The sequence below is a fragment of the Rhizobium lentis genome (assembly GCF_014200175.1).
In the GTDB taxonomy this organism is placed as follows: Bacteria; Pseudomonadota; Alphaproteobacteria; order Rhizobiales; family Rhizobiaceae; genus Rhizobium; species Rhizobium mulingense.
Map to the genome: position 1 here is coordinate 15,770 of NZ_JACHBD010000018.1, position 24,340 is coordinate 40,109.

Sequence of the window (24,340 nt, forward strand, 5' to 3'; positions counted from 1 at the left end):
GAGGAAGATACGTGTCGAGGAAGTTAGTATCGCAGGTGAGGTCGCAGCCGACATGAAGCCCGCACAGTTTGACTACATCGCGCCTACCACGATCGATGAGGTTGCCGCAGCACTTGCGGCGGCCGAGGGAGACGGGAAGATCATCGCCGGGGGCCAGAGCCTCATGCCGATGATTAATTTTCGGCTGGTAAAACCGACCATCCTCATCGACATCAACCGGGTGGCGGGCCTCGATCGGATCGAACTGCACGGAGATCGGGTGAGGATCGGCGCGACAGTACGCCATCACACGACCGCGACAGACGCAATTATCCGCCAACACTTGCCAATCGTGCATGAGGCGATGCATCACGTCGCGCATATGACAGTGCGCAACCGCGGTACCTTCTGCGGCAGCGTCGCGCATGCGGATCCAGCGACCGAGATGCCGATGATGACACGGTTTCTCGATGGGACGGTCATCGCCTACTCTCAGCGCGGTAGACGCGAAATACCTGCAGCCGAATTTTTCGTCGGATCGCTGGTCAACTCGCTGGAACCGGACGAGTTTGTAATTCGCGTCGAGCTCGACGCGATGAGACCGGGTGCCGGATGGGGATTTGAGGAGTTTGCAAAACGGCACGGGGACTTCGCACTCGCCTGCTTTGCGACGACGCTGCATTGTGTAGATGGCATGGCGTCTGACGTTCGCGTTGGCATGATGGGCGTTGGTGAAACCCCGCTGCGGCTTGAAGAGATCGAGGGCATCATCGAGGGGACGGAGGTTTCCGAGCCGGTTCTCGATATGGTGGCGGATCGCTTGGCTGGGATCCTCACGCCCAACACGGATATCCATGCCTCTGCAGATTTCCGCAGGCATCTTTCAGGCGTCCTCGCAAAACGGGCCCTTCGCGCCGCCTGGAGCCGCGCGAACCACGAAAGGCTTCCAGTAACATGAGTGAAAAGACGATCACTGTCGGCGTCAACGGCGTGGTTATGACGCGCACGATCGAAGCAAGAACGCTGCTGAGCGACTTCCTGCGCCAAGACCTTTGCCTGACCGGAACCCATGTCGGGTGCGAACATGGCGTTTGCGGTGCCTGCACCGTCATTCTCGATGGAAGGAGCGTACGCTCCTGTCTGACGCTTGCAGTGCAGTCAGACGGGAGCGAAATCGAAACCATCGAAGGCCAGGGAAGCGTCGATAAACTCGGGCGAATCCAAGAAGCGTTCCGCCAGCATCATGGCCTGCAATGCGGATTCTGTACGCCCGGTTTCATCATGGCGATCATCGACCTTCTTCGCCACCATCCGCTGGAAACCGATGAGGAGATCAGGGAAGCGCTGTCGGGAAACGTCTGTCGCTGTACGGGCTATGAAAACATCGTCAATGCCGTCCGCGAACTGGCTAGGGAGAGAGGACCTCTAAAATGAAGATGCATTTTCTTGAAGGCGGCCGGCTGCGTATGCGCCGGTCCATCTACGTCCCCGGGGCGCCGAAGGAAGAAGCGATCGAGTTACCGGTTCACGCCACCCTGATGCGCCATCCCCAAGGCAACGTGCTGTTCGATAGCGGATGCAATCCGGAGGCCGCCATCGATCCAGGTGCGCGATGGGGCGGGTTAAGCAAGGTCATGGCTCCGATCTTTTCACCGGAGCAGACGGTCGTTCATCAGTTGAAGACTCTTGCTCTCGAACCAGAGGACATAGATGTCGTGATCTGTTCACATCTGCATCCCGATCACTGCGGCTGCAATTCGTACTTTCAGCGCGCAACGATCCTCTGCCACGAAGCGGAGGCGCAGGCCGCAACCGCAAGCGGCGCAGAAAATCAAGGCTATCTTCGAGGAGAATGGGACCAGTCCCGGGGTTTCCAGACCTTCAATGCGGAGCACGACGTCTTTGGCGATGGGCGCATCGTCTTACTGCCCATGCCGGGTCATACCCCTGGAATGACCGTCGCCCGTGTCGAGCTAGAAAAAGACGGTTTATTTATACTCGCTTCAGATGCTGCGCCGCTCCAGACGAACATCGACACCGGTATCGCTCCGAAAAATACGTGGAACATTGAGCTGGCCGCAGAGGCACTCGCTCGCCTGAAAGCTCTTCGCGAGCGGGGAGCTACCATCATTTCCGGCCACGACGACACGCAGTGGCAAGGGTTGCGAAAGGGTGTGGAGTTCTACGTATGAGCTATCGGGACCACTCCGTCGAGCTGCGGCCCAAACTTGTTGGCAAGCGGGTCAAGCGCACCGAAGATCCTCGTCTGCTGGCGGGTGTTGGTCAGTATGTCGATGACATGGCGCCGGCCGGTATGTTGCATATCGCATTACGGCGCTCCGACCAGCCACATGCCCGGATCCTGAACATTGATGTCGGCGATGCGTTCTCGGTGCCCGGCGTCGTCGCGATCTATGACGCGAGCGACCTTGAAGGAGAGATCAAACCGGCCATCCCGACTTCGCGCATGCCTGGTTACTACGCCACACCCATATGGCCGCTCGCACGCGGAAAGGTTCGATATGTCGGCGAGCCGGTCGTCGCCATTGTGGCCGAAAGCCGGTACGCAGCGGAAGACGCGCTTGAACATATCAGCATCGAGTACGAGCCACTACCTTTCGCTATCAGACAGGTCGATGCGGTCAAAGACGATGCGCCCCTCCTGCATGAGGAGGCCGGCACTAACACCATCATCCGCCGCGAGTTCAAGCGCGGCGATGTCGACGCGGCGTTCGAGGATGCAGCCGTCACCGTGAAAGGCAGGTTCCGGATGACGCGGAAGACCGCCGCTGCGATGGAGAACCGGTCTTATCTCGCCGAATGGGACAGCAGGAAACAATCGCTCACTCTTTATACGTCCTCCAATATTCCAGGCGTGATCCGCGATGTGCTTTCGGGCTGCCTCGACCTCCCAGGAACACGCATGCGCGTCGTCGCCCCCGATGTGGGAGGCAGCTTCGGCGGCAAGGGGTCGCTCTACGGCGAAGAAATTCTTGTATGCGCGCTGGCACGGATGCTGAAGCGGCCAATCAAGTACATCAGCGATCGGCTGGAAGATCTTTCCGCGACCAGTCAGGCCTTCGACGAACTGATCGAGGCTGAGCTGGCGGCAACCAAAGACGGCATGTTGATCGGCCTGCGTGCGGAAGTGATCGGCGATGTCGGAGCCTACTCGATCTACCCGTGGACTGCTGCACTGGAGACGGTGCAGGTCGTCAGCTTCCTGCCTGGGCCCTATCGGATGGAGCATTACCGAGGCCGGATTCAGGGTGTCCTCACACCAAAACCACCAACCGGTCCTTATCGTGGTGTTGGCCGCCCTTCCTCGACCTTCGCGATGGAAAGACTTATCGAGATGGCGGCCCGCAAGCTCGGCATGGACCCGGTCGAGTTCCGCCGCAAGAACCTCGTTCGAGCCGAAGAATTTCCCTATCGCACGGCCTCCGGCATCATCTGGGACAAGTCAGCCTTCCAGGAATGCCTCCAGGGAGCGTGCGATCAAGTAGATTACCCCGCTCTCCTGCGCGAAAGGGAGAAAGCCAGGAAAGATGGTCGATGGATCGGAATCGGTCTGGCGAGCTATGCGGAGTTGACCGGCATTGGGTCGCGTATCTCAGTGGCGCCCGGGATGCCGATCAACACAGGAACGGAAACCTCGAAGATCGAAATCGACGCCACCGGCGCGATTACCGCGGCATTCGGCATCTCCTCGCACGGTCAGGGGCTTGAGACGACATTGGCACAAGTCATTGTTGACGAGCTCGGCTGCAAGCTCGAGGATATTGAGATCAAGCATGGAGATAGTTCTCTTGTGCCCATGTCCAGTGGGACCTATGCCAGCCGTTCGGCGGTCTTGGGCGGCGGCGCCGCCACGCTTGCAGCTCGCAATGTGAAAGCCAAGGTCTTGCGCGCTGCCGCCTATCTTATGGAGCAGAGTGTCGAGGATCTCGACATACATGATGGCATCGTTACGAGTAGAAACTCAAACCTGACCATGACACTTAAGGAAATCGCTTCCGCGGTCTATACGCAGATGGGGCGTATTCCAATAGACCAGCGTGAGAATCTTACGGCTTCTGAAACCTACGACCCCTATCTCGGAACCGCCTGCTCCTCGACGCATCTTGCAATGGTCGAGGTCGATCCGGAAACCTACAGCGTGAAAATCCTACGCTATGTCGTGGCCGAGGATTGCGGCAAGATCATCAATCCGATGATCGTGGACGGACAGGTCCAAGGCGCAGTAGCCCAAGGTATCGGTGCTGCGTTGCTTGAGGAAATCGTCCACGACGACCAGGGACAGGCAGTTGCCGCAAGCTTTGCGGACTATCTCGTCCCGGTTGCCAGTAGCGTTCCCGATATCGGTATCGTCCATATCGAAGCAGATCTGCCGAATAATATCGGCGGCTTTCGCGGCATGGGCGAAGGCGGCACGATCGGCGCGCCGGCGGCGATCGCAAACGCCGTCTCGGACGCGCTTTCTCACCTCGGCGTGTCGGTGGAAACGCTGCCAATTACTCCAGAGCGCATTTTCCAGATGCTTCGCCACACCAGACTGTCCCCCGACGCGCCGGATTGACACTTAGCATCGCGTTTTTTTGGAAGTGCCTTGTGGGATGAAAGACCCTTCACAGGTCGAACGGGTACCTCAGGATATAGTCGGTGTCCTTGGAGGAGATGGGCTTCTTGCACTCGGAGCAGACCACGATGGCGGAAAAATCCTGCCCGCAGGCCTTATGCCGAAGCCGCATCGGTGGCTTGCCATCTGAGAGCCACCTGTCTCCCCAAGCCATCATGACGAGCATGGGCTTGTACAGATCGAGCCCCATTTCCGTAAAGCGATACTCGAAGCGTTCGCCCGCATTATAGGGAACTTTGCGCAATACCCCTGCCTGTACGAGCCGGGCGAGACGGTCCGCAAGAATGTTGGTGGCAATTCCGAGATTCTCCCGCATTTCCTCGAAGCGGCGAACACCGAACCAGCCTTCTCTCAGAATGAGGAAGCTCCAACGATCGCCAATGATCGCCAGCGTCCGCGCGACGGAGCACGGCCGCACTCTTTCCAAAAGTGTCGAATCTGAGCTTCTGCGAGATGTTGGGCGCGTCTCGACCGGAGCATATCCCGCGCCCGGTCCGTCGCGCGGCGCAACTTCTTTAGCCGTAAAAGGTTCCAGACACTCGCAGCAGACAGTAACGGGATGGCATTCACACCCACAACTTTTATGAATCAGCTGTAGCGGGGCTTTGTTGCCCCCCGTCAACCACTTGTCGCCGAACTCCATGAGCGAAAGCATCGTCGGAAAAAGATCTTTGCCTCGGAGGGTTAGAAAATACTGTTGCCCCGGCTCGTTGGGCCGCTTTCCGGTGCTGAGGATCTCATTTGCCACAAGGCTCGAGAGTCGGGATGAAAGCGTTTGCCGTGGAATTCCCAGACGCTGCTGAAATTTGTCAAACCGGCGCACGCCGAAATAAGCTTCTCGAAGTATCAGGAAGTTCCAGGTCTCGAATACAATCTCCATCGTTCGCCGAACTGATGATTGTCGCTGCATCAGCAAGGGTTTTTCAACATCGGGCGGGGAGGCAATATTCATGGGCATCTTTATAATCTTGTTCATCGGATAGTGGCTGGTCACGAGCGCGAATGAGTTGACGGTTCACACCACACATATAAGGTATCAGGTCTAATAATGAAAGCTTTCTGCGTCATAAGGAGGTTGCATGTTCAATCGGAAACGGACCCATTCCTAGTCTGAAGTGATATAGTAGGGGGCGAGGTAAATGCGCCGTGACCCTAGGAGGCAATATGGAAAGGATTGCTGACCCTTCAGAGGTGGCTGTTGTACTGCTCGCGGCAGGACAGGCACGTCGCTATGGGACCGCCACAGACAGCAAGCTCCTGGCATTGTTCGATGGTATTCCACTTGTCAGGCGAAGTGCCATGCGCGCCTGTGAAAGCAGGGCTCGTTCCGTTACCGTGGTCGTCGGTTTTCGAGCTCCGGAGTTGATTTCAGCTCTCTCCGGTCTTCCAATCAGCATTGCGCACAACCCCGATTTCGCCAGCGGGATGTCGAGTTCCTTGATAACCGGGATCATGACGCCCCAAGTTCGATCGGCGCAGGGAACACTGGTCATGCTGGCCGACATGCCGTCGGTTTCAACGGCTGATTTAAACTCGCTTATTGAGGCTTTCGGTGCTCATGGTGGTCGATCAATTATCGGAGCGACCTGCGGGAACATCCGCGGTAATCCCGTGATCTTTCCCAGGTCCCTCCTGGGCGAGGTCGCGAGGCTTAAGGGCGATCTGGGCGCAAGAAATATTATCCGAGCTTCCGATGTGCCCGTCGTCGATTTCGATATCGGCACTTCAGCGTTGCACGACGTCGACACGGTGGAAGCATTGATCGCAGCTGGCGGTATAATATCTTGATCTTCGGAGTAAGCAAACGATTGCTCGTCGTCGCTCCCTGAGTGGCAGCCTTAGGCCATTCAGCCGCCCGAGCTTACGGAAGGCACCAGATCCGCCAGCCTTTTGTGTGATGCGCCCGCGGTTTAAGTCAGGGGCAGATGAATCCATTTTGATCATAATTCTCCTCCGCAGCAGGCTACCGATGTGTGTCCAAGCCATTCGCCGCGCCAGCCGGCTGAGGGTTCTTTCAATCATATCCATTCTAGAGCGGATCGTTCTCCGCGGCCGTCGCGCCTTTCAATTCCGGTTAAGGTATTACGTATAAGGTTATACCTCATGTGCAGTTCAAAAGGTTTGCTCAGGCGGAGGGGAAATAATGTGGAGGATTCGGAAATTTGGCGTGGCGATACGTTTGTCTATCGCATTCGGGTTGCTGTTGTGCGCAATGGGAGTTCTGTCTCTTTCGTCAATCAGCCAGGTCGACGAGATCAACGGGAAGCTCAGCCTCATAAATGGCAGTAATAGCCAAAAATTTCGGAATGGCATCGATATGCTGGGCTCGGTCCGCGATCGAGCGGTAGCATTGCGCGACATCGTTTGACTGACTCGAATACGGATCAAGCAACGACAATCGTGATGATGAGAAAGCTACAGGCATCCTACGCTTCCAACTTCGCGGAGTTGCAAAAGGCCGTTAATTCCGACGTCGCCAGCACCGCCGCAGAGCGTCGCCTCGCTGAGGTTCTGACGGCTTTTCAGAATGACGCCGAGCCTTTGATTGCCGACGTCACCAAGTTGACGCTCGACGGAAAAAGAGACGAGGCAAAGCCGCTGCTCTTAAATGAACTGAGACCCAAGTTGACGGCATGGATTGGTGCTCTGAACAAGTTGATCGATTACGAGCAAGCTCTAAACCAAGGCGTTGGTGGCAAAGTTAAAGCAGCTTCTGATGAATTTAAATTTCTGACGCTAGCTGCGCTCGGCATAGCTGCCTTGTTCGGAGTAACCGCGGCATCGCTCACTATCCGCTCCATCATCGTGCCTCTGGCGAAACTACAGCAGTCAGTCCTGCAAATGATCGCCGGCGACATGGAAATTGACCAAATACTCGAGCGACGGAAGGATGAAATCGGTCAGCTCGCGCGGCAGATATCCGGCCTTAAGAATCATCTTTCAGAAAAAGCGGAGCGCGATGCGGTCGCCGAGCATCATCGACAGGATGCCGAGCGGCAGCGTTTGGAGAACGAAGGAGAGGAGCGCCAGCGGGCTGCCGAACAGACCAGTTCCGCCGTCGAACAAGTTGCCGATGCACTGAGGCAGTTATCAAAAGGTAACCTTCAGATTCAGCTTGATCGGCCTTTCACGGGAGCTCTTGAGCCGCTCAGATTGGACTTCAATTCAGCGATTAGCCAGCTTCGCGATGCAATGTCCGAAGTAAACGACAATGCGCAGGCGATTGCTGCGGGGGCTGAAGAAATCCGTACTTCCTCGAACGAACTCGCGGTGAGAACGGAGCAGCAAGCTATAGTCGTCGAGCAAACGGCTTCTGTCCTCGCAGACATGACAAGGCAGGTGGTGGAGGCAAGCCATAAAGCTCACGCAGCAGGGATCCTCGTCGGCGAGACCAAGGAACATGCCGAGAGGTCAGGCACCATAATGCGCGAGACTATTGAGGCCATGACAAACATTCGGTCTTCTTCGGTCGAAATAGGCAATATTATCGGTGTCATCGATGAAATCGCATCTCAGACAAACCTTTTGGCTTTGAACGCAGGCATTGAGGCGGCTCGGGCCGGGGAGACTGGCCGAGGGTTCGCGGTAGTAGCTCAGGAGGTCAGAGACCTGGCGCAAAGGTCTGCGGCGGCGGCGAAAGAAATCAAGTCTCTGATCAAAATATCCAACCTGCATATCAATGATGGGGTCCAGCGTGTGCAACAGGCCGGCAACGCTTTGGGCCAAATCGTTGTTCAGGTGCAGAGCGTCAATCAGAACGTCGACGCCATTGCTCAGGTTTCTCGCGTTCAAGCCGACGGGTTCAAGGAAATCAATTTCTCAGTCGGTAAGATCGAAGCAGCGACTCAGCAGAACACAGCTATGGTAGAAGAGTCGACTGCTGCCGTGAACAATCTCGCGAAGGAGACCGCATCGCTTTTCGAGATGCTATCCAGGTTCCAAACTGCCGATTGGCCGGCAAAGGCGAACCGCGCCGAGGAGCCGACGCTTTATCTAGTCGTGGCATAGCAACGCCGATGCAAAGCAGGACTTTCATTTTATGTCCGGTGTGATCTCCCTCCCCCCCAGAGGGATTAGCATCTGCCGAGGAACGGAACCTGACGACGCAGCAATCCACGGAGGGGAGATTGGCGGCGCTGGAACTCAGAGGGCCGCTGACCTGCGTAAGCGGCCGGAATTTTTGAGCTCTCGAAGGACTAGGGACGGAATAGTGACATCGAGCCGGAACAAGCGTTCGGTCGCCGTTTTCGGGAGTCGAGATGCGACGGTGCGATGAATAGGGTGCGGCTTGCCCTGGTCGCCAAACAGGACTCGTCGGCTCCAAGATCTCCTGACATTTGTGCACACAAGGCAGTGGAACCTCGATGTGGTCGAGGGCAATTCTCTGCGATCGATCCAGTGACCGATCGGTGCCTCGCCGGAGGCCGTACTCCTTGCCCTTCAAGACTCCACCAGCCGGCAGAAAAAGTGCTTGCTATATTGGGTATGACATCATACCTTATACCTATGCGCAGAGGAGCACAGTGCGCGGAATTCGTGGGAACGCACTTTAGAGAACACTCCGGAACCTTGACCGGCTTTTCCGGCAGGAGCAGTGCGCCCGCGCGAGCGTGGGAGGACAAGTTTTGAGAAATACCCGACTGCGTTGCACCCGCACGCAAACGATCAGGCCTTACCGAATGGGGAGGCCACTATGACTGTTCACGGAGTCATCGAAGATGTTGCAAGGACGTCGAGCCTGGCAGCAATGGCACGCAAGATTGAACATGCCCTGGTAAGGTGCCTGGAGATACCGGTAGCACTTCTGGTGCTTTGCGAAATTGTTCTGCTGTTTTCGGCCGTCGTCGCTCGTTACGTATTCCACGTCCCGCTGGTTTGGTCGGACGAACTGGCGTCAATCTTGTTTCTCTGGCTTGCCATGCTTGGTTCGGCCGTCGCTTTTCAGCGGCAGGAACACATGCGCATGACGGCGGTGGTCAGCGCATTGAAGGGCGATACACGCCGCTTCGTTGAACTGGTTTCGGTCGCGGCAGCACTTGCCTTCCTCGTGCTGATCCTGCCCGCATCTCTGGAATATGCCACCGAAGAGTCCTACGTCTGGACGCCCGCGATGAATATTCAGAACTCATGGCGCGCCTCGGCGTTGCCGACGAGCTTCGCTTTGATGCTTGTTTTCGCGGTGTTGCGGCTTCTGCAAAGCTCGAATCTCCGTCTCGCGCTCGGTGCGATTGCTGCCGTGGCAGCGGTCTTCTGCCTGTTTTGGGCGCTGAAGCCGGTCTTCGTCGGTCTCGGAAACCTCAATCTTCTCGTCTTCTTCGTCGGCGGCGTCGCGGCGTGTGTTTTCGGCGGCGTGCCGATCGCCTTTTCATTCGCGATCGCTACATTCGGCTACCTTATATTGACCACCAGAACGCCGCCTCTGATCATTGTCGGCAGGATCGACGAAGGTGTCAGCCATCTGATCCTTCTTGCGATCCCTCTGTTTGTGTTTCTCGGCCAACTTATCCAGATGACGGGTATGGCGCGGGCGATGGTTGCGTTCCTCGCCAGCCTTCTTGGCCATGTGCGCGGCGGGCTTCACTACGTGCTGGTGGCTGCGATGTATCTTGTATCTGGGATATCCGGGTCGAAGGCCGCCGACATGGCCGCCGTCGCGCCCGTGTTGTTTCCGGAGATGAAGGAGCGCGGCGCAGACGAAGGCGATCTTGTCGCACTTCTCTCGGCGACGGGCGCCCAGACTGAGACAATCCCGCCTAGCATCGTCTTGATTACAGTGGGATCCGCAACCGGGGTATCGATCGCCGCGCTGTTCACCGGCGGTCTTCTCCCCGGCCTTATTCTGGCGGTAACCCTTTGCTTCTTGGTGCGCTGGCGCTGCCGCAACGATGACCCGAGCCACGTCAAGAGGGCAAGTCGACGGCAGATCGGCAAGCTGCTCCTCGCTGCACTGCCTGCCCTTGCGCTTCCGTTCGTTATCCGTTCAGCCGTCATCGAAGGTGTCGCCACAGCGACAGAAGTTTCGACGATCGGCATTGCATACTCGGTTGTCGCGGGTCTGGTGTTCTATCGTCAGTTCGACTGGCGCCGGCTCAAGCCGATGCTTGTCGAGACGGCAAGCCTGTCCGGGTCTATCCTTCTGATTATCGGCGCGGCCACGGCGATGGCTTGGGGCCTGACGCAATCGGGCTTCTCGACAGCGCTGGCTCAAAACCTTTCAACGCTTCCGGGCGGTGCGGTGACGTTCATGATCGTCTCGATCGTCATATTCATCATCCTCGGCAGTGTGCTCGAGGGGATACCCGCAATTGTACTGTTCGCACCGTTGCTGTTCCCGGTTGCTCAGCAGTTGGGCATCCATCAGGTGCACTACGCCATGGTTGTCGTGTTGGCGATGGGTATCGGCCTCTTCGCTCCACCCTTCGGTGTTGGCTACTACGCTGCCTGTGCAATCAGCCGAGTCAGCCCCGACGCCGGCATGAAACCGATCGTCGGCTACATCGTCGCCATGGCCATTGGTCTTGCTGTGGTTGCCGCGGTTCCGTGGCTCTCGATCGGCTTCCTGTAATCCGACCTCGACCAACCAAAATTACAGAGCTTATTTGGAGGAGAACGAAATGGTAAATCTGACAAGACGCGCATTCACGATGACGACGACGCTTGGTCTCAGCGCCACGGCGCTCGGGTTTTCGATGAAGCGAGCGGCCGCAGCCGAATATTCCCTCAAGTTCGCTTTTAACCTGGCCGAAACGCACCCGATCACCGTGCGCGCAAGAGAGGCCGCAGCGCGCATCCAGCAAGAGACCAACGGGCGGGTGGAACTGCAGGTCTACCCTAACAATCAGCTTGGCAGCGACACCGACATGCTGTCGCAGGTGAGAGCGGGCGGCATCGATCTGTTCCTGAACTCCGGCATCAATGTCCTTTCGACGATGGTTCCCTCCGCATCAATCTACGGTCTCGGTTTCATTTTCCCGGACTACGACACGGTCTGGAAAACGATGGACGGCGAACTCGGTGTCGCACTGCACAAGCTCATCGAAAAAGTGAACCTCCTCCCGATGGAAAAAATGTGGGACAACGGGTTCCGGCACATCACGACCAGCACACATCCAGTCAACTCGCCGGCGGATCTCGCCGGCATGAAGATCCGCGTCCCAGTCGGAGCGCTATGGACCTCCATGTTCCAGACGTTTGGGGCAGCTCCGGCGTCCATCAATTTCAACGAACTCTATTCCGCGCTTCAGACAAAGGTCGTCGACGGACAGGAAAATTCGCTGGCCAACATCAAGACCGCGAATATTGTCGAGGTCCAAAAATACTGCGCGTTGACCCGGCACATGTGGGACGCGTTCTTCTGCGTTGCCAACAAGCGCAACTGGGAAAGCCTGCCGGCAGATGTGCAGGATGTCGTAAGCCGCAACATCAATCAAGCCGCGCTCGATGAGCGTCAAGATATGGCCAAGTTGTCGGAGTCCCTGGAAGATGTCCTGGCCAAACAGGGCCTGGTGTTCAATCAGCCCGATACCGAGCCGTTCAGGCAGAAACTCCGCGACGGCGGCTTCTACACAAGCTGGCGCGAAAAATATGGTGAGGAATTGTGGGCCATTCTCGAAAAGACGGTCGGCAAGCTTACCTAACGCCTAAGCACACCTCCCAGCGGCCGGTTGTCCGGCTGACTCCCGGGTCTCGTGAGGAATATCACGGGGCCCGGCCTTTCGTGACTGTGTGACAGCGAGCCCGCCGGCGCTCGCAGATCGGCGGCGCGAGCTCTCGACAAAAACACTCGCCTTGAAGGGATTCGGACCGGCGACACGTTGATGTCGAAGTCTAAGTAACTGAAGTACCAGTTGTTTCTCACCGCATTTCGATTTGGAGACGAAATCGTCGCTGCGGGTAAATGGCACGTCGACTCATACCAGGTATGCTTTTCTTTCCATCGCTCGCTCCGATTAACGCGCCGCCTCGGAGATGACGCGTTTCTCGGCGCCGTGTCACAGCTCGACCGCACTTTCCCGAGCAAGGGCGTGAACTGCGTCAAGCGCCGGCCCCATGCACAGGATCTCGGTGATCCGGCGCACCGTCTTTGCGAAGTGCAACATCTCTTCCCCACGAAGCGGTCGTCCCATCACCTCAGTTTCTCGGTAGGAGAGCCACTTCTTCAGCACCGGATAACCACCTAGGGTATAGCTCCAAACTTTCGCGGGAACGGCCAACCAGCCGGCCGCGCTATTGATATGAACATCGACGGCACCGCTGCCTAGGAGGGTCAGCACAGTGTCGAGATCGAGGTTGTGCCTGCTTCCGATCAGTGCGAGGGCCTCTCGCTCTTCATCAGACCATGGACGCTCCGTCACAGACCCAGCACCCGGCATTACAAGACGAGTACCGTTGGGCTTGCGCTGCACCGATCCCCAACCGACGGTGACCTCGTTGGTCGAACCATGTGGCAGTCCTAGCGTTGCAAGCCCCGGGCGCAGCGAGCCCCGTGTCACGCCATCGATGTCTACTTCGGCATCCAGCAGCGCACCTAGGAAGATCCCAAGATCCGCGGACGACTTAAACACCTCATCGTCACCCGGGAACGGGATGCGAGGCCAGTCGATGCGGAGTGCATCCATATTTCCAGCTTCATAACTCGGAGCGTTCAGGGTCGCGACGATGTGGTCGAAAAGCTGTTGGGGAGTGAGGTCACGCTGCGCGAGAGCCTGCTTGACCGATCGTGAGACGTTCGGTTCGATGTTTTGGCTGTCCTGTCGGACGACGGCCGGGAAGATAGAGACATTACTTTCCACCAAGTGGTGATCGCCCAGGGCGCTGATCATCTGGGGGCGGTAGAACACTCCCATCCGGTTGCGCTCACCCGCCGTGAGGAAGCGGTTCCCAGCCCCCACGTTCGCGGCGAACTCGGGCCGCTCACGGTCGATGAGATCGGTGTCGGTCCGCCAATAAGCCCAGCGCACGTCGAAAGGACGATAAGCGTAACGCACGATTTGGCCACCATCGTGATTCGCGGCCATTAGCGCCGCGCGGGTGTTCGTCGGCTTGTAATTGCCAGAAGCGTTCATCAAAGCCGGATAGGACTTCGCTAGCTCGGCGTCGCTAACCTTGGGGTCGAAGTACCGTCCGATGCGCTTCTCCAGCACGTCCCTGTCGATGCCGATCAGAAACTCATCCCGGCTCGTCTTCACACCGGGAAAGCTGACCGGAAGGAGCTGGGGCAGCGCGGGCCAGTCGAAGTAACCCGCGCCGACGGAGGATGGCATGAACTGCAGGCGCATCGAAAGCGAGGGTTGAACAACCTCGTAGAGCTGGTGCGGATTAGCTTCAGCGGTCGCGGCCAGTGTCGCGCGCTTAGCAACGCCCCAGAGGTTTCGGAACTCGATCGAACTCGTCGGCTGGTGATTCAGCTTGCGCACCATAGTCGCGATCGCCGTGCCGACCTGTATGCCGGTTGTGTTTGCCGGCGTTGAGAAAACCGACGGATCGGGCAGACCCTCCGGCGTCTTTTTGCCAGTTTTGTATTTGTCCCCGTTCAAGCAATCGATCGTGATACTATCGAACACGTTTAGGTACCGCTCCCGCATGCCTGTGCAGCTCAAGCTGTCGAGCCAACCGTAGTTGGAGATGAACGAGATCACGCCCTCGCCGGTCTTCTCAGCTATGCGTCGCTCGGCCATTCGGAAGAAGCGGACGTAGAGTTCATTTAGTCCCTGACCTTGGGGCGCGGCGACCTTATTGACCTTACGGTATTCGTCCGATAGCGCACGCTCCTCGGAGTTGTCGGAAATGCCGGCGAAGCCATCGTAGGGCGGGTTGCCGAGTACCACCAGAATGGGGCGGGACTGCTTCACGGCGTCGGCTGACGCACGCTCGGCTTCCAGCTCCGGGAAAGGCAGCGGCTTGTTCGTGTGCGGCTCCCAGCCGGTCAGCGCATTGGTCAGATAGATCGCAGGACGCTGGTCCTCTGCGAGAGGCGCATTCATATGGGCCAGGGTCATGCCAGCTTGCATGTGCGCCACCACGAACGGCGCGGGCATGATCTCGAAGCCGAAGACCCGATCCGTTGCCGCGGCGCGGAGCTTGTCCGCTAGGGCGCTTCCAAGGCCGTGACCCTGAAGGTTGTGCTCGATGCGGCGCAAGACGGCGTTGACGTAGCCTCCAGTTCCGCAGCACGGGTCGAGCACGTAGACGCGCTCGTCCGCCAGACCGTCGGGGATGCCGAGTTCGTCCTTCAGTGTGCGATCGACCCGCGCGACCATGTAGTCGACGATCTCGGCCGGCGTATACCAGACACCGAACTGTTTGCGGAGCTGAGGATCGAAGGCTTCGAGGAACGGCTCGTAGAAATATTGGACGGCTTGGCCCTCCTCGAAGCGCCTGAGGAATTCGGCGGCTTCGACACGGTTGAGGGTGTTGCCCGTCCAGTCCAGAACCTCGACTAGGTCAAGCTGCTTGATACTCTTGGGGGATGTCAGCTGCTGAAAGAGCGCCCCCCACGAAGGGGACGTGAAGATTCCAAGCCGCCGAGTGCCAGTCGAATTTGGCTGGAACCCGCGGCGTCGACCGCGCCCAGATTACCCATGATGAGAAGAGGCCATAGAATAGAGTTTGCACGAGGGTGGATCGGAAGAAATGGTCCCCCTTCTCCTCGTCGAACGTGATGCCGAGCGCATCCTCTAGAGCCGATCGAACAGTCTTCAGCGCGGGAAGATCGCCGGCTGCCTCGACGCGTGACAGAGCATCCCGCGCATAGGAGGCGAGAAACCAGGCGACATCCTTCGGTCGGACAAGGGCTACGTTCTGCGTTAGCGCCCGACGCAGATATTCCACAAGACCGCGCCCGACCGCCTGCGCCGTCTCGGAAGGCGTCTGCACTATGTTCCAGAACTCTGCTGCGCTGTCGGCGAGGCGAAAGCCTTCAAGGCGCAGCGCGTCGCCGCCAGGCCCTTCGCCGATGAGCTGGAATGCGCGCAGATTACAGACCAATATGAGGCGGTAGACGCCAAAATACTTGCTGACCTGATCCGGTGTAGACTTAAAAAGGGACTCGTCGGCTACGGGCTTCAGCTCGACGACTCCGCGTTCTGGAAGCTGCCCTTTGCGTGGCTCGCCCTTTTGCAGCTGGCTAATGGCGAAGAGCCCGTAATCGGGACTGTCGGCACCCGCGTCGGCGAGCTGCGACAGCGCCAACACCTTGGGCGAGAGGCTATTCCCCACGCGCTCGAACAAGGTATGGAGCGCGGGATAATAAGAAGTCTCGGGCGTGCCGGCTCCGAGGGCATGAACTCGCCGCACGGACTCGAAGAAGTCCTCCGCAATCTGGATCGGATCGTAACTCACGCCGCCTTAATCCTTCCGTCCTTCGATCGTTTGCGCCCACGCCGCGGATCTTGTCGTCAGCGTCATTTCTGCCTCGACCGCCAATCAGCTCCGCTTCGGTTGTTGAATAGATGACACTCGCGGCCAAACAAACGTCGCCGTCATTAAACCGTAGATCGCACGGAAATCGTTAATATCCCTTTGATTCAAGACCAACTGGTCGGAAGGAGATTCCGCCGACGCCTCATCGGCACAATCGTTCGTTTTTTAATCGTTTGGTCACCATAGCAAATCAAGGTAGATTCAACCGCCGCTTTGCATGAAGGGTCTCGCCATGGCGATGAATTCAACAATTGAATGGACTGATCACACCTTCAATCCATGGACCGGTTGCACGAATATCAGCCCGGGATGCGATCATTGCTACGCCGAAGCGTGGTCGAAGCGGTCAGGGCAAGTCAAATGGGGTAACTCGCCGCGCAAGAGAACGACCGACAGCTATTGGCGATCGCCGCATATCTGGCAGCGCAAAGCGGCGGAGTTCGCCGCCGCTCACGGCCGTAGGCAGAGAGTTTTCTGCGCATCGCTGGCAGATGTGTTCGATAATCAGGCTGACCCTGCTTGGCGTATCGACCTCTTCAAGGTAATTCGTGCAACACCTTCACTTGATTGGCAGCTCCTCACAAAGCGTCCGCAGAACATCAAGAAGATGCTGCCGCCTGATTGGGGGGCTACTGGGTATTCAAACGTGTGGCTCGGCTTTACGGCCGAAGATCAGGTTCGCTTCGATCAGCGCAAACACTTCATCAACGAGGTCCCCGCCCAAGTCTGGTTTGTTTCTTATGAGCCCGCAATCGGTCCCCTTCGCATTTCAGAAGCAGATCCAAAGCCCGATTGGCTGATCAGCGGTGGCGAAAGCGGTCCTGGTGCGCGCCCAATGAAGTGCAGTTGGGTCAGGGACATTATCGAAGATTGTGATGCTCTCGGGATCGCTGCCTTTCACAAGCAGTGGGGCGCTCCGGGTAACAATCCCCTCGTACAGGAGAAAGGTATCTCCCCCGCAGAGATCAAGGATATTGATCCATTCGGCAAGGGTGGTGGTCTCTTGGACGGAAGACTAATCAGACACTTTCCGGCTGGTGATAAGAAAAACGTAAACGCGGCCTGATCTTGACAGGTCTGTAACACAATCGCAACCTGCTGTTGATTGACAACAGGAGGCGCGACAATCGCTGAATTCGGCTGGAAGATAGGTTCAACGCCTCCTTCGTTGAGCGCGCACAGTGATGCAAAGCTTCGACTGATCGCGCGTTATCTGGAAAGTTACTTTCCCGCAATTCTTGTAAATCATGCCCAGGACCGGCAGCGCATCACTCTCGTTGATGGCTTTTGCGGTGGCGGGAGATTTACGGACGATGGTTCGATCGTAAGCGGCACCCCATTTTTGTTTCTCGAGGCCGTCGCGAAAGCAGAGCGGATAGCAAATGCCGGTCGAAACAAGCCTTTGAAGATCGACGCAGAATACCACTTCGTCGACAGCAAACGGGATCACGTCGAGTTTTTGCGGGCGGAGCTGATAAAAGCCGGTTACCTGGACCAGCTTGACCGATCGATCTTCCTTTACAACGCCGACTTTGAAACCGTATTTCCGGATATCTGTCGTCGTATCGAAGGCCGGACCAAGCGCGGGGTTGGGCGGTCAATCTTTTTGCTGGATCAGAAAGGCTACTCCGACGTTGCTTTCGAAACGGTTCGGATGATTTTGCGCTTTAGCGCAGCAGAATGCATCCTCACGTTTGCGGTCGGTTGGCTGATCGACTATCTGACCGACAAGCCACAGACGTTGAAGCGCGTTTCACCCATTGAAATATCGGAAGAGCAACTTCGCGAATTTCTCCGCTTCAAGGACGAGCAAGGTGGACGATACGTCATTCAACGTCTGCTGTTGCGGCACATCGCCGATGCAACCAAAGCCAAATTCCAAAGCCCATTTTTTCTTCGCTCGAAGGAAGCCCGAAAGGACCTATGGCTGGTTCATTTGTCAAACCATCTCAAGGCACGGAATGTGATGGTCGACAGCCACTGGCTGATCAATAACCAGTCCTTGCATCAAGGGCATGGCGGCTTGGAAATGTTGGGCTTCAACCCAAACATCGATCCGGACAGTGCTCCAGATTTTTGGTTCGGCGCCAAAGACGAGGAGGTTATGAAAGACCGCCTTGCTGAAGACTTCATGCGAAGAATGCGCGACGCGCATGGCAGCATCTCGGTTGCATACGGAGATTTCGTCACTTCCATCGCCAACGAAACGCCTGCTCGCCTCGCCGATATTGATCAGGTGACGGCATTCCTCGTCGAGGAAAAAGAGCTGGACCTCCGGAACGAAGGTAATGGAACGAAACGGACGTCTGCTCCTGTGTACAAGGACACAATCGGTGTCGCTCAGCAACCGAAGCTTTGGTCGCTAAGCAGCAGATAGCGAATGGAGGCAGGACGACTTCCAATACTGAAATCCTGATGTTTTCGGGTTTGCGTCCAGCGCTGCGTCAATCCAAAGCTTCCATTTTTAAATCGCGTCAGACATGCCCGGTGTCACGCAGTGACGTTCGACTGGTGTTGAAGCATGCGTAACTTCACTTCGTCAGCCATTCTCCATAGGCGTCAATGTCGATCATCGGAACCGTGCCGCTGAACTGAAGGCGCGAGATCAGCTTGAACAGGAACGCGGTCGCCGGCTTACTCTCTGGGACGAAGTCGTAATTCGTATTGTCTTGCCATATGAAGTGCCCATGGGATGCGATACAGCCCATGTTCAAGCGGCGGCCTCCGTCGCCGGCGAGCAAGACCTTCTCCAGCGACATACCCATCGCTGGCGTCCACTCACTCTCAAAAGTCAGGATGCCGCCAATAATGGGGATGAGAGGCTTGGGCGGATAGACGCCTCCGGCGTGTGGAATCGGCAAGCTCGTACGATGCAGCTTTCTAACGGTCGCCACCTTGTCCTGCGCGTAGCGAACAAGCTGCGCGTCTGCTGTCTGCTTGGCTTCGAAGACGGCATAAACGCTTTCGGCCGGGATTATGGTCTGGCCTTCGTAATTAAAGATGAATGGCGAATACTGGCGGTCGAAAACCACAACGTCTATCTGATCGCTGAACGTGCCAAGGCTGTCGACGACAAAGGCCTTGGCAACGCGGTATCGCTCCGGCAGGTACTTCTCGAGAAGGCTGATCCAGATGTTCTCGCTCGCGTCGCCTTTCGTTCCCGAATGGTGAAAACTTGCACGGGCGGTCGCCAGCTTCTGCTGGATGTCGTCGTGAAGCGATGAAAGAAGCTGTGCCAGAGACCATCCGGACATGTCGATTACCTCGGATTATGAGAGCGGGAATTTAGGTCCAAACAACGTTCGCCATGCCTTGAGCGCATCACCGTTGCGTCCTTGCTTGGCGAGGTTGATCGCGCTTCTGGCATCGCGGCTGGCGGCTAGAAGGAGATCACGGGCGCGCTGTTTTCGCGTCGCGTCCATGCCCTCGCTGATCGGCGGACCCAGGCCGGCCGGATCGGCCCATGTGTCGAAGACGCGGTCTGCAAGCGTCGAGAATAGCCCCTCGATCTCGTAGTCGAAACGGCCCTGCCATCCGCCGTATAGGCACTGAAGCGCCATGACCTCGATCAGGAACGACGGCTTGACGGGCTTGTCCGATCCGTGACGAGGGTTGTTGTTCCAGTATTTGACCATCCGAACGAGACCCTTCCATTCGTTTGAAAAGGCCTGATGCGCTGCGGTCGCCTTCTCGGCGTGGATTTTCGGATTGGTCTTGATCCACTTTCCATTGTCGGTGTCGGGAATTTCGTAATCGTCGCCCGATGCAAAGGCGGGCACGACATCAACGCTGAGGATGCGGTAATCCGTGTTGTCCTCGGCGTCGACGACGACACCAAAGTCGACGTTCGCTGAGCGAGCCTGTTTACGGACGGCCTTTTCGCCGTATTTATCGACGAGAGCCTTATGGAAATCGTCGATGACGACCGACGGAGCCTTGTCCCTGTAATCCTTCTCGCTGTCTTTGAGAACGAAGAAAATATCGATGTCCTTCAATGGCTTGGTTTTGGTATGCCGCTTGTAGGACCCCGTCAGGAAACTGTTGGCAATCGCGAACTTGGTGACGAGATAATCGCGGACCTCATTCTGACGGGTCGATGCGTTCTGCTGCTCGCGGTCGTTCAACTCGAGCCGGGACTTGAACTTGCGGAAGGCTTCGTCAGTGGTCAGCATCAGTTCTTTCTCCAATATGCAGCGCTCCCGCCCAGACCACTGTGCTCGATCGTCGAGCCGAGGCTGTGGCGAACGAAACCGTCTGTCGAACGATATGCGCCAATGCTCCAGCCCGGAACGTCGGGCCGACCAGGCTTCGTCTTCATAAGAATGTCGTAGGACGCGTCGGATGGCGCAACGCCTGCTTTGCGGATGTGATATTTGAGCTGGTCAGTGTCGGTCCAGAAGCCGCCGCCGCCGTTCCAGCTGTAGACGATATCGATATCCCAGCGGACGATAAGCGCGCCGGTCCTCTTGTTGTAAACCTCGAGAACAACCCGCTCCAAGTCCTGGGTACCAAGCCAGGTTTTCAGGGCCCGCATTTTGCTTTCCCAGCTGTTCGCGAGCTCGGCGGGATCGAGACCGCTGAGGCGGATGATGTCCTTGAGGCTCTTGAGGATGTTGTCGGCCACATAAGTGACCGAATGTGTATAGGTGTTGACGGCAACTGTTGTCATGAGCCGAGAAACCCTTTCGGATCGATCACGAACGCTTGGGCGTCCGCCTTTGCGGTTTCGCTGCCGGTGCTCTCTGCGCTATCGCGCGCGGTGATCCGGGAACTGTGTTTCTTGAGGGAACTGATGACCCAATCGAGATCGTCCGCGAGGCACGGAAGCGAAATCGACCAGTCGCCCTTCAGAGGGTCGTATCCAAGGGTGTCTTCCTTGGCATCCGATCCATCGATCGCGTCATCGTCGTACAGGCAGTAGATGCGCGTGCGCGGGCCATCGCATGTAACGACGATCGCTGCGTCGTTGGTAGCCTGATCAGCGATCATGCTCGCCGCCGTGCCCGCTATGGCCAGAAGTTCGTTGCGGTTGGCACCGGTTTTCCCCTGCGTCAAAAGATCGACGATAGCTTGCCACGTATCTATCGCGTCCCGATGCGGCGTACTGCGGAAGGAGCGGGCGTAGGTGCTCATGCGCGATTCTCCTTGAGGCGGACTTTGCGAGCAGTCTTGGCCGCTTCGATGATCTTCGCCATCGTTACACTGCCCGGGTCCATGGCGGTCGCCGTGTCCGAGGCAAGTGCGTTGGCCACCATCTTGCGGATCGCGCGGCCGTCGAGACCGACACAGGCCTGGGCGCACTCGTCCAATCCTTTGGCTTCCAAGAGCCGACGCATCTCCGGATAGACTCTCGACAATCCGCCGAGGCAATCGCGCAGAATGCGAAGGCAGGCGTCCTTGTCGGGTAGCGGCACTTCGATGATCAGATCGCAACGGGACAGAAATGCCTCGTCAACGGCCTTAGGGAAGTTGCTGGTGGCGACAAAGAGGATGTTTGGGTGCTTTTCCGCAAGCGCGTCGAGCTGAACCAGCACGGCATCCGTCGCGCGATGAACATCGACCGGATTAGCCTCCAAGCTGAGCTTGCCGCGATCTGCTGCCAAGGTTTCGACTTCATCCAGCAAGACGATGATGGGGCCGGATTGCGCCGCTTCCGAAATCGCCTGTCCGAAAAGGTCGGTGACAGCCCGCTGGGTCTTACCGTGTGCAGCGCTAGCGAGCGAGTGCGGTTCGACTTCGACAAGCTTGAACGCTTTGCTGTTAAAAGCCTCGGCGATACGGTGCGCGAGCCCTTTCGCAAGCGAGGTCTTCCCCGTGCCCGGAAGCCCGGTCAGCATGATGACGCCATGCAAGGGGATGACCGAACGCGCCACCTTCTGGCGGAGCGTGAAGTTCAGCACAGCCTGTGACAGCAGACGGTTCTTTGTCTGCTCGTCCATGATGATGGATTTCCAGAGATTGCCGAGAGCGTCATTCGGCACCTGGGTGATCTGGTGGATGCCCTTGGGCAGCTCGTTCATTGTGACGGTCTCTCTCTGGTTCATGGCGTCGCGCTCCTCAGCCGCGGGGAGGATTGGGATCGCGGCCGTGGCTATCACTGCTCGCGATACGGCCGTCGAGATTACGGATGCGCAGTTCCGTACCTTGATTCCGGCTGACTTCCCTCGCCGCACTGACAGCGTCGCGTTTCGTGCTATGATGGCTCGTTGCGCGCTGGCCACCGCCACGCTTGACATCCCAGCCGCCGGAGGGTGCTGGAACGACATGATGAGTTTCGGGACCCTTCGTCGGCATGGAACACTCCTTAGCTACGATTTCGTTCGACATATCGAACGTGATCGCTTGCGCCTTGTCAATGACAAATTCGTTCGATATACACCGAACAAAGCTAAATGCTTCAACCTACATTGGAATTTTGTTAACCATGCCCTCCACACTCGGTGAAAAGCTCAAGGAACTACGGCGACAAAAGAAGTACTCGCTCGACGAGCTCGCCAAGCAGAGCGGGGCCAGCAAGAGCTATCTTTGGGAACTGGAGAATCGCCCCGACCGCAAACCGTCAGCCGAAAAGCTCATCGACATCGCTCGCGTTCTGGACGTGACCACCGACTATCTGATCGACGACAACGCCACTTTCGACGACGCCCAAGTCAAAGAGGTCTTCTTCCGCAAATTCAACACCCTCGACGCCGAGACAAAAGGCCGGGTGATGGACATGATCGACGTTTGGAGCCGTAAGAAATGAAACAGCCTTTGACGTGGCAGGGGTGGGCGTCGCGGGTTTCCCTGTATGTCAGGGAAGGTAAGAAACTCCTCGGTCTACCAAGGTTCCCGATCAGGATCGGAGAGTTCGCCGAGGATTACAGCAAGCAGCACTTTCCACGTGACCCGATCACCATGATCAAGGGACAGGACTTCAAAGGTAAGTTCGAAGGGGCGCTGGTTCCGAACGAATCGAAAGACGAGTGGGCAATAATCTATGACACCGGTCACTTGTCAAAAGGTCGTGTGAACTTCACACTGGCCCATGAATTCGGGCATTACCTCGCACACCGACATCTAAGCGGTGAGCCGTTCTATTGCTCTCGGAAGGAAATGTGGGCCTGGGGTAGCGACTATGCCCGGATGGAGGTCGAGGCCAACAGTTTCGCCGCATTCGTGCTTATGCCGCCCGACGATTTCCGCGATCAAACCAAAGACTTCAGGAAACCGAGCCTGCAGGACTTCGAGGTCCTTCGCGACCGCTATGACATCTCGCTTACCGCAGCCGTTCTGAACTGGCTCAAAACGACAAAGACGCGGGCAATGCTCGTGGTTGGTAGAGACGGCTTCATCGACTGGTCGTGGGGCAGCGAAACGCTCTATTCGTCAGGCGTGTTTTTCAGAGCCAGACAGATAACCACGCCAATGCCAGACGATTCTCTTGCTGTGCTAGGGCCGACCGCCGACATTACGGAAATCCAGCATCCTCCGGGTGTGTGGAACGAATTCGAGCCGGTTTTCGAGTCCGTCCTGTTCGCAGAATATCACGAGATGACGCTCTCCCTGCTGATCTATCCATCGGTCGGCGGGGGCCGCCGGCCATACAATAGCGATCAACGTCTCGGCGAAGGCACTTCCGAATTGAGCGAGGAAAGCGTTTGAACGACGGAACGACGATCACGGAAGCTCGCAAGAAGGAGCTGGGTGAACTCGCCCAGAGGAACATCGAAGGGATGGCGTTTCCTGCGAGCGATTGGGAAGCCGACACTCTCGCGGAAGTTCTCGCTCTTCCGCGTGTCGTCGTGACGCGCCCACCCGTGGACGCCTTGCTCGCCGCCGACATGGCTCCCTATCACTGCCACGCGAACTGTGCCAATCAAGAGGCCAACGATCCCGATGGCACCAGCCGTCACGTCACCGGCTGGCTCGTCTACGGCTCCGACCTGATCCTGCACTCCGTCGTGCAGATTGACGGCGAATGGCTTTGCATGACGCCGCAGCTGGTGCCGGTAGCCAAACAGTTCCAGTTCATTCCCGATCCCCTCATCGAGTGGCGGGTGAGCCGCGATGGCAGTGGTAATGAGGCATTTCGCGGAGGGATCGTGTTGCCCGAAGCTCTGCGAAGACATCCTCAAGATCATATTCGGGTTCGGGACCGGTTCCGAGAGTTGATGGCATCCGGCTTGTCGGCCTTCGACGCCCGCAAGGTCGTGGAAGAAACGCTTGGGGACGAGCTCAAACGAAGTGGCATGATCTGATAGAGGACCGCGAGTTATCACCCGCCCCGGCTTGCAACGACGAAGGGGGACGCGACAGATA

Annotated in this window: 23 protein-coding genes; 14 read left to right on the top strand and 9 right to left on the bottom strand. The window is 57.4% G+C overall.

The window, feature by feature from the left end; translation table 11 throughout:
• The first annotated feature begins 52 nt into the window (after positions 1-52).
• Genes GGI60_RS28640 through GGI60_RS28655 form a run of 4 tightly spaced genes read left to right on the top strand, consistent with a single transcriptional unit; the run spans position 53 to position 4,558 of the window.
• The gene (locus GGI60_RS28640; protein ID WP_040139943.1) at positions 53-937 is read left to right on the top strand and encodes an FAD binding domain-containing protein; all 885 of its coding nucleotides are present in this window, start codon (positions 53-55) and stop codon (positions 935-937) included.
• Entirely contained in the window at positions 934-1,413 is a 480-nt protein-coding gene (locus tag GGI60_RS28645) for a (2Fe-2S)-binding protein (protein ID WP_183934928.1), read from the top strand. Before GGI60_RS28640 ends, GGI60_RS28645 begins: the two co-directional genes overlap by 4 nt.
• Positions 1,410-2,171 carry an N-acyl homoserine lactonase family protein gene (locus GGI60_RS28650; protein WP_183934929.1) on the top strand — a complete coding sequence of 254 codons (762 nt, stop codon included), beginning with the start codon at positions 1,410-1,412 and terminating at the stop codon, positions 2,169-2,171. Before GGI60_RS28645 ends, GGI60_RS28650 begins: the two co-directional genes overlap by 4 nt.
• A complete protein-coding gene (locus tag GGI60_RS28655; RefSeq protein WP_183934930.1) occupies positions 2,168-4,558 on the top strand; it encodes a xanthine dehydrogenase family protein molybdopterin-binding subunit in 2,391 nt (796 codons plus the stop codon). The genes GGI60_RS28650 and GGI60_RS28655 overlap by 4 nt, the downstream gene beginning before the upstream one ends.
• Positions 4,559-4,607: 49 nt before the next feature.
• Here the strand turns inward: GGI60_RS28655 and GGI60_RS28660 are convergent, their stop codons facing one another.
• Complete coding sequence (locus tag GGI60_RS28660; protein WP_246720509.1) at positions 4,608-5,570, bottom strand: winged helix-turn-helix transcriptional regulator; 963 nt, start codon at positions 5,568-5,570, stop codon at positions 4,608-4,610.
• Between the two features lie 212 nt (positions 5,571-5,782).
• On the opposite strand from GGI60_RS28660, the gene GGI60_RS28665 reads away from it, so the two are divergent.
• The 5 genes from GGI60_RS28665 to GGI60_RS28680 all read left to right on the top strand — a co-directional run bounded on the left by GGI60_RS28665 (position 5,783) and on the right by GGI60_RS28680 (position 12,255).
• Positions 5,783-6,406, top strand: coding sequence for an NTP transferase domain-containing protein (locus GGI60_RS28665; RefSeq protein WP_183934931.1), 624 nt, complete (start codon positions 5,783-5,785; stop codon positions 6,404-6,406).
• A gap of 379 nt (positions 6,407-6,785) precedes the next feature.
• The gene (locus GGI60_RS32265) at positions 6,786-6,986 is read left to right on the top strand and encodes a hypothetical protein (protein WP_246720510.1); all 201 of its coding nucleotides are present in this window, start codon (positions 6,786-6,788) and stop codon (positions 6,984-6,986) included.
• Between the two features lie 35 nt (positions 6,987-7,021).
• Complete coding sequence (locus GGI60_RS28670; RefSeq protein WP_246720511.1) at positions 7,022-8,626, top strand: methyl-accepting chemotaxis protein; 1,605 nt, start codon at positions 7,022-7,024, stop codon at positions 8,624-8,626.
• Positions 8,627-9,365: 739 nt separating this feature from the next.
• Positions 9,366-11,183, top strand: a complete 1,818-nt coding sequence (locus GGI60_RS28675; protein ID WP_183934977.1) for a TRAP transporter large permease subunit — start codon at positions 9,366-9,368, stop codon at positions 11,181-11,183.
• A 79-nt stretch (positions 11,184-11,262) separates the two neighbouring features.
• A complete protein-coding gene (locus GGI60_RS28680; protein WP_183934932.1) occupies positions 11,263-12,255 on the top strand; it encodes a TRAP transporter substrate-binding protein in 993 nt (330 codons plus the stop codon).
• Between the two features lie 354 nt (positions 12,256-12,609).
• On the opposite strand, the gene GGI60_RS28685 is transcribed toward GGI60_RS28680, so the two are convergent.
• Together GGI60_RS28685 and GGI60_RS28695 are read right to left on the bottom strand one after the other, a co-directional pair.
• Complete coding sequence (locus tag GGI60_RS28685; RefSeq protein WP_312865365.1) at positions 12,610-15,132, bottom strand: type ISP restriction/modification enzyme; 2,523 nt, start codon at positions 15,130-15,132, stop codon at positions 12,610-12,612.
• A complete protein-coding gene (locus tag GGI60_RS28695) occupies positions 15,062-15,958 on the bottom strand; it encodes a DNA methyltransferase (RefSeq protein WP_183934935.1) in 897 nt (298 codons plus the stop codon). The genes GGI60_RS28685 and GGI60_RS28695 overlap by 71 nt, the downstream gene beginning before the upstream one ends.
• A gap of 313 nt (positions 15,959-16,271) precedes the next feature.
• Here GGI60_RS28695 and GGI60_RS28700 point away from each other — a divergent pair, with 313 nt between their 5' ends.
• Both GGI60_RS28700 and GGI60_RS28705 read left to right on the top strand, forming a co-directional pair.
• Positions 16,272-17,105, top strand: a complete 834-nt coding sequence (locus tag GGI60_RS28700; RefSeq protein ID WP_183934936.1) for a DUF5131 family protein — start codon at positions 16,272-16,274, stop codon at positions 17,103-17,105.
• A 39-nt stretch (positions 17,106-17,144) separates the two neighbouring features.
• Positions 17,145-18,416, top strand: a complete 1,272-nt coding sequence (locus tag GGI60_RS28705; RefSeq protein ID WP_183934937.1) for a three-Cys-motif partner protein TcmP — start codon at positions 17,145-17,147, stop codon at positions 18,414-18,416.
• Positions 18,417-18,570: 154 nt separating this feature from the next.
• Here the strand turns inward: GGI60_RS28705 and GGI60_RS28710 are convergent, their stop codons facing one another.
• The 6 genes from GGI60_RS28710 to GGI60_RS28735 are packed head-to-tail and all read right to left on the bottom strand — an operon-like array spanning position 18,571 to position 22,366.
• Complete coding sequence (locus tag GGI60_RS28710; protein ID WP_183934938.1) at positions 18,571-19,293, bottom strand: DUF6602 domain-containing protein; 723 nt, start codon at positions 19,291-19,293, stop codon at positions 18,571-18,573.
• A 15-nt stretch (positions 19,294-19,308) separates the two neighbouring features.
• Positions 19,309-20,211, bottom strand: a complete 903-nt coding sequence (locus tag GGI60_RS28715; protein ID WP_183934939.1) for a CBASS oligonucleotide cyclase — start codon at positions 20,209-20,211, stop codon at positions 19,309-19,311.
• Entirely contained in the window at positions 20,211-20,708 is a 498-nt protein-coding gene (locus tag GGI60_RS28720) for an HORMA domain containing protein (RefSeq protein WP_183934940.1), read from the bottom strand. Before GGI60_RS28720 ends, GGI60_RS28715 begins: the two co-directional genes overlap by 1 nt.
• Complete coding sequence (locus GGI60_RS28725) at positions 20,705-21,172, bottom strand: hypothetical protein (RefSeq protein WP_183934941.1); 468 nt, start codon at positions 21,170-21,172, stop codon at positions 20,705-20,707. Before GGI60_RS28725 ends, GGI60_RS28720 begins: the two co-directional genes overlap by 4 nt.
• Positions 21,169-22,059: an AAA family ATPase gene (locus GGI60_RS28730; RefSeq protein ID WP_183934978.1), complete on the bottom strand. Its 891-nt coding sequence runs from the start codon at positions 22,057-22,059 to the stop codon at positions 21,169-21,171. Before GGI60_RS28730 ends, GGI60_RS28725 begins: the two co-directional genes overlap by 4 nt.
• 37 nt (positions 22,060-22,096) lie before the next feature.
• Positions 22,097-22,366 (bottom strand): DUF2188 domain-containing protein, encoded by a 270-nt coding sequence (locus GGI60_RS28735; protein ID WP_312865364.1) that lies wholly within the window; start codon positions 22,364-22,366, stop codon positions 22,097-22,099.
• A 97-nt stretch (positions 22,367-22,463) separates the two neighbouring features.
• Here GGI60_RS28735 and GGI60_RS28740 point away from each other — a divergent pair, with 97 nt between their 5' ends.
• The 3 genes from GGI60_RS28740 to GGI60_RS28750 are packed head-to-tail and all read left to right on the top strand — an operon-like array spanning position 22,464 to position 24,279.
• Entirely contained in the window at positions 22,464-22,784 is a 321-nt protein-coding gene (locus GGI60_RS28740; protein ID WP_183934943.1) for a helix-turn-helix domain-containing protein, read from the top strand.
• On the top strand, positions 22,781-23,683 hold the full coding sequence (locus GGI60_RS28745; protein WP_183934944.1) for an ImmA/IrrE family metallo-endopeptidase: 903 nt from the start codon (positions 22,781-22,783) through the stop codon (positions 23,681-23,683). The genes GGI60_RS28740 and GGI60_RS28745 overlap by 4 nt, the downstream gene beginning before the upstream one ends.
• Positions 23,680-24,279 (top strand): hypothetical protein, encoded by a 600-nt coding sequence (locus GGI60_RS28750; RefSeq protein ID WP_183934945.1) that lies wholly within the window; start codon positions 23,680-23,682, stop codon positions 24,277-24,279. The genes GGI60_RS28745 and GGI60_RS28750 overlap by 4 nt, the downstream gene beginning before the upstream one ends.
• The last annotated feature ends 61 nt before the right edge of the window (positions 24,280-24,340 follow it).

Excerpts from the sequence above, each read along its gene's own strand:
- GGI60_RS28640 (WP_040139943.1), top strand. The coding sequence starts at position 53 with ATGAAGCCCGCACAGTTTGACTACATCGCGCCTACCACGATCGATGAG.
- GGI60_RS28645 (WP_183934928.1), top strand. The coding sequence starts at position 934 with ATGAGTGAAAAGACGATCACTGTCGGCGTCAACGGCGTGGTTATGACG.
- GGI60_RS28650 (WP_183934929.1), top strand. The coding sequence starts at position 1,410 with ATGAAGATGCATTTTCTTGAAGGCGGCCGGCTGCGTATGCGCCGGTCC.
- GGI60_RS28655 (WP_183934930.1), top strand. The coding sequence starts at position 2,168 with ATGAGCTATCGGGACCACTCCGTCGAGCTGCGGCCCAAACTTGTTGGC.
- GGI60_RS28660 (WP_246720509.1), bottom strand. The coding sequence starts at position 5,570 with ATGAATATTGCCTCCCCGCCCGATGTTGAAAAACCCTTGCTGATGCAG.
- GGI60_RS28665 (WP_183934931.1), top strand. The coding sequence starts at position 5,783 with ATGGAAAGGATTGCTGACCCTTCAGAGGTGGCTGTTGTACTGCTCGCG.
- GGI60_RS28670 (WP_246720511.1), top strand. The coding sequence starts at position 7,022 with ATGATGAGAAAGCTACAGGCATCCTACGCTTCCAACTTCGCGGAGTTG.
- GGI60_RS28675 (WP_183934977.1), top strand. The coding sequence starts at position 9,366 with ATGGCACGCAAGATTGAACATGCCCTGGTAAGGTGCCTGGAGATACCG.
- GGI60_RS28680 (WP_183934932.1), top strand. The coding sequence starts at position 11,263 with ATGACGACGACGCTTGGTCTCAGCGCCACGGCGCTCGGGTTTTCGATG.
- GGI60_RS28700 (WP_183934936.1), top strand. The coding sequence starts at position 16,272 with ATGGCGATGAATTCAACAATTGAATGGACTGATCACACCTTCAATCCA.
- GGI60_RS28710 (WP_183934938.1), bottom strand. The coding sequence starts at position 19,293 with ATGTCCGGATGGTCTCTGGCACAGCTTCTTTCATCGCTTCACGACGAC.
- GGI60_RS28715 (WP_183934939.1), bottom strand. The coding sequence starts at position 20,211 with ATGCTGACCACTGACGAAGCCTTCCGCAAGTTCAAGTCCCGGCTCGAG.
- GGI60_RS28720 (WP_183934940.1), bottom strand. The coding sequence starts at position 20,708 with ATGACAACAGTTGCCGTCAACACCTATACACATTCGGTCACTTATGTG.
- GGI60_RS28725 (WP_183934941.1), bottom strand. The coding sequence starts at position 21,172 with ATGAGCACCTACGCCCGCTCCTTCCGCAGTACGCCGCATCGGGACGCG.
- GGI60_RS28730 (WP_183934978.1), bottom strand. The coding sequence starts at position 22,059 with ATGAACGAGCTGCCCAAGGGCATCCACCAGATCACCCAGGTGCCGAAT.
- GGI60_RS28735 (WP_312865364.1), bottom strand. The coding sequence starts at position 22,366 with ATGTCGAACGAAATCGTAGCTAAGGAGTGTTCCATGCCGACGAAGGGT.
- GGI60_RS28740 (WP_183934943.1), top strand. The coding sequence starts at position 22,464 with ATGCCCTCCACACTCGGTGAAAAGCTCAAGGAACTACGGCGACAAAAG.
- GGI60_RS28745 (WP_183934944.1), top strand. The coding sequence starts at position 22,781 with ATGAAACAGCCTTTGACGTGGCAGGGGTGGGCGTCGCGGGTTTCCCTG.